This window comes from Agromyces sp. P1_H4 (assembly GCF_056405255.1).
The window spans coordinates 1-2,993 of the sequence record NZ_JBFUCL010000407.1 but is presented as its reverse complement, the minus strand read 5'-3'; the positions used below and the strand labels follow the sequence as shown (position 1 = coordinate 2,993).

4 protein-coding genes are annotated in these 2,993 nt (G+C 74.0%); 1 reads left to right on the top strand and 3 read right to left on the bottom strand.

Annotated elements, in window-relative coordinates; translation table 11 throughout:
- Positions 1–770: Dyp-type peroxidase (locus tag AC1DY2_RS18005; RefSeq protein WP_476763658.1), on the top strand; the 770-nt coding region annotated here is incomplete at its 5' end.
- Between the two features lie 14 nt (positions 771–784).
- Here AC1DY2_RS18005 and AC1DY2_RS18000 read toward each other — a convergent pair.
- The 3 genes from AC1DY2_RS18000 to pdxR all read right to left on the bottom strand — a co-directional run.
- Positions 785–1,183 (bottom strand): hypothetical protein, encoded by a 399-nt coding sequence (locus AC1DY2_RS18000; protein ID WP_476763657.1) that lies wholly within the window; start codon positions 1,181–1,183, stop codon positions 785–787.
- A gap of 53 nt (positions 1,184–1,236) precedes the next feature.
- On the bottom strand, positions 1,237–1,686 hold the full coding sequence (locus AC1DY2_RS17995; RefSeq protein WP_476763656.1) for a LysM peptidoglycan-binding domain-containing protein: 450 nt from the start codon (positions 1,684–1,686) through the stop codon (positions 1,237–1,239).
- A 150-nt stretch (positions 1,687–1,836) separates the two neighbouring features.
- A partial coding sequence (pdxR, locus tag AC1DY2_RS17990) for a MocR-like pyridoxine biosynthesis transcription factor PdxR (RefSeq protein WP_476763655.1) occupies positions 1,837–2,993 on the bottom strand: 1,157 nt, incomplete at its 5' end.

The following is a 2,993-nucleotide window of genomic DNA, read 5'->3' as shown; positions in this document are numbered from 1 at the left end:
TCCAGGGCGACGCGCTGCAGCCCGAGCGCAGCGGCGGCGACCTCTGCATCCAGGCGTGCGCCGACGATCCGCAGGTCGCCGTGCACGCCATCCGCAACCTCAGCCGCATCGCCTTCGGCCGGGCGAGCCTGCGCTGGTCGCAGCTCGGCTTCGGCCGAACCTCGTCGACGTCGACCGCGCAGGCGACGCCCCGCAACCTGTTCGGGTTCAAGGACGGCACCGCGAACGTGAAGGCCGAGGACGGCGCCGTGCTCGACGAGCAGGTGTGGGTGCAGCCGGGCGACGAGCCCGCCTGGCTCGCCGGCGGCTCGTACCTCGTCGCCCGCCGCATCCGCATGATCATCGAGAACTGGGACCGCGTGCAGCTCGGCGAGCAGGAGAAGCTCGTCGGCCGCTCGAAGGGCGAGGGCGCGCCGATGTCGGGCGGCACCGAGTTCACAGAGCCCGACTTCGAGGCCGAGGGGCCCACCGGCGCGCCGCTCATCGACACGAACGCGCACGTGCGGCTCGCGCACCACTCGGCCAACGGCGGGGCTCGGATGCTGCGCCGCGGCTACAACTTCGTCGACGGGAACGACGAGCTCGGCCGCCTGGATGCCGGCCTCTTCTTCCTGTCGTTCCAGCGCTCGCCCGAGCAGTTCATCACGGTGCAGCAGCGCCTCGCCGGCGACGGCCTGAACGAGTACCTGAAGCACGTCGGCTCGGCGATCTTCGCGGTGCCCGGCGGCGTCGCGAAGGGCGAGTTCGTGGGGCAGGCGCTCTTCGCATAGGCGGCGGTCGTCGCTCACTCCGAGCGCGGCTCGAGCTCCGCGACCTCCCAGCGGTCGCCGCCGAGCGGGCGCAGCACGCCCCGCACCCGCTCGCCGTCGTGCACGGCCTGCCAGGCGATCGGTGCCAGGCGGCTGCCGGCGAGGTTGAGGCTGCCGCTGAACGTCGGCGACTCGTAGCCGAGGTCGATGAGCGCGTCGGCCCGGCGGCCCGAGTCCCACATGCCCGACAGCGACCACGTCATCATCGCCGCCGCGAGCACGCCGACGAGGAACGCCACGTAGCCGCTCTCGCGCATGGTCTTCGAATGGAACCGCGTGCCCACGAGCGACGCGAGCACGCCGACGAACGCGATGACGGCGGGGAAGGCCAGCGGCCACGGGCTCCACGGCTCGAGCGTGACGACGTCGTTCATGCGATCAGCCAGCCTTCATCTGCGGCCGATGCTACTCCCGCCCGGCGACGGCGTCAGCCGGTCTTCGTCCAGTCGAGGTTGATGACGTCACCGATGTAGACGGTCTCGCCGAAGTCGTGGATCTGCGGGTTCATCCGCAGCAACTGCTGCTGGGGAAGCTCGAAGCGCTGGGCGATGTCGAAGAAGCTGTCGCCCGACACGACCACGTAGCTGGCGGGCACCCCGTTGCCGTCGAGCGCCGGCGTGCCGCCGGCCCCGGGGATCGGCCCAGTGTCGTACGCGGGCCCCCACTCGACCACGGGCGCGGGGGCATTGGGCACCGGGTCGGGCGCGGGCGCCGGCGCGGGCTCGGCGGCCGGTGGTGCAGGCTCTGGAGTGGGGGTCGGCGTCGCGGTGACCGTCGCGGTCGCGGTGATGGTCACCGGCGCGGGAGCGGGCTCCGCGACGCATCCGCTCAACAGCAGCGCCGAGCCCAGTGCCACGGCAGCGGATGCCGCCACCATGCCGAATCCTCGCCCCACCGGGCCTCCCGACCGACGTGCCGAACGGCGCTCCTCCGTCGGGCGCGCCGTTCGAGCCAGCCTAGCGATCACGCGGGGAAGCGCAATCCCTGCATCCTCACGGAGTCCGGCTGACTCGTCTCGCAGCCGGGGTCAGGTCGCGGCGGCGACGGCCGCTCGGATCCGCTCCAGCCCCTCGGCGAGGAGCGTGTCGCTGGGGCCGGCGTAGCCGAACACGAGCCCGGCGCGCTCGTCGCCTTGCACCGCGGAGTACTCGGCGAGGCTCGCGACGGCGACGCCCTCGGCCGCGAGCCGGTCGACGACGGACACCGCCGTCGCGGCATCCGGCAGCCCGAGCACGGCGTGCAACCCGCCGTCGAGGCCCGAGAGCGGCGCGCCCGGCATCCCGTCGAGCACGTCGAGCACGAGCCGGCGCCGATGCGCGTACTCCCGGCGGGTCACCGCGATGTGCCGTCGCACCGCGCCGCTCGCGAGGAGGGCCGCCGCTGCATCCTGTGCCGTGCCCGGCACCGGCGACGGCTCGTCGGCGCGGATCATCGCGATGGCCGCACGCAGGGCCGGATTCGCGGGCAGCACGAGGTAGCCCAGCCGCAGCCAGGGCGTGAGCACCTTCGAGAAGCTGCCGACCAGCACCACGTGCTCGTCGTCGAGCGAGGCGAGCGCCGGCAGCGGCGGCCCGAGGTGGCGGAACTCGCTGTCGTAGTCGTCCTCGATCACCACGGCTCCCGCCGCGCGCGCCCAGCCGAGCAGCTCGAGCCGAGCCGCCACCGGCAGCCGTCCGCCGAGGGGGTMCTGGTGGCTCGGCGTCACCATGACGGCGTGCGGCGGTCGCGGCATCCGGCACAGCGCCTCCACGTCGATCCCGTCGCCGTCGACCGGCACGGGCGTGGTGCGGGCGCCGCGTCGTTCGAGGGTGCGGCGCGCCGAGGGGTAGCCCGGATGCTCGACCGCCACCTCGGGAGTGGTTCCGATGAGCTCGGCGAGAGCGGATGCCACGAGCGCGAGCGCCTCGGCGGTGCCGGCCGTGACGACCACGTCCTCGGGTGCGCAGGCGACCCCGCGGGCGAGGCGGAGGTGGTCGGCGATCTCGGCGCGCAGGCGTGGGACGCCGAACGGCGGCGGCGACTCGGACGGGATGTCCAGCCCGGCCGCATGCCGCCAGGCCGCGCGCCACGCCTTGGTGTCGATGCGCGCGGTGGACGGCCGGCCAGGCAGGAGGTCGATGCGGGGCGGCGCCGGTACTTCGCCCGCCTTGTCGCCCGCCGGCATCCCATCGAGTGGTCGCGAAC

What these genes read in the sequence shown, in the direction of transcription:
- AC1DY2_RS17995 (WP_476763656.1), bottom strand. Translation starts at nt 1,686, where the DNA reads ATGGTGGCGGCATCCGCTGCCGTGGCACTGGGCTCGGCGCTGCTGTTG.
- AC1DY2_RS18000 (WP_476763657.1), bottom strand. Translation starts at nt 1,183, where the DNA reads ATGAACGACGTCGTCACGCTCGAGCCGTGGAGCCCGTGGCCGCTGGCC.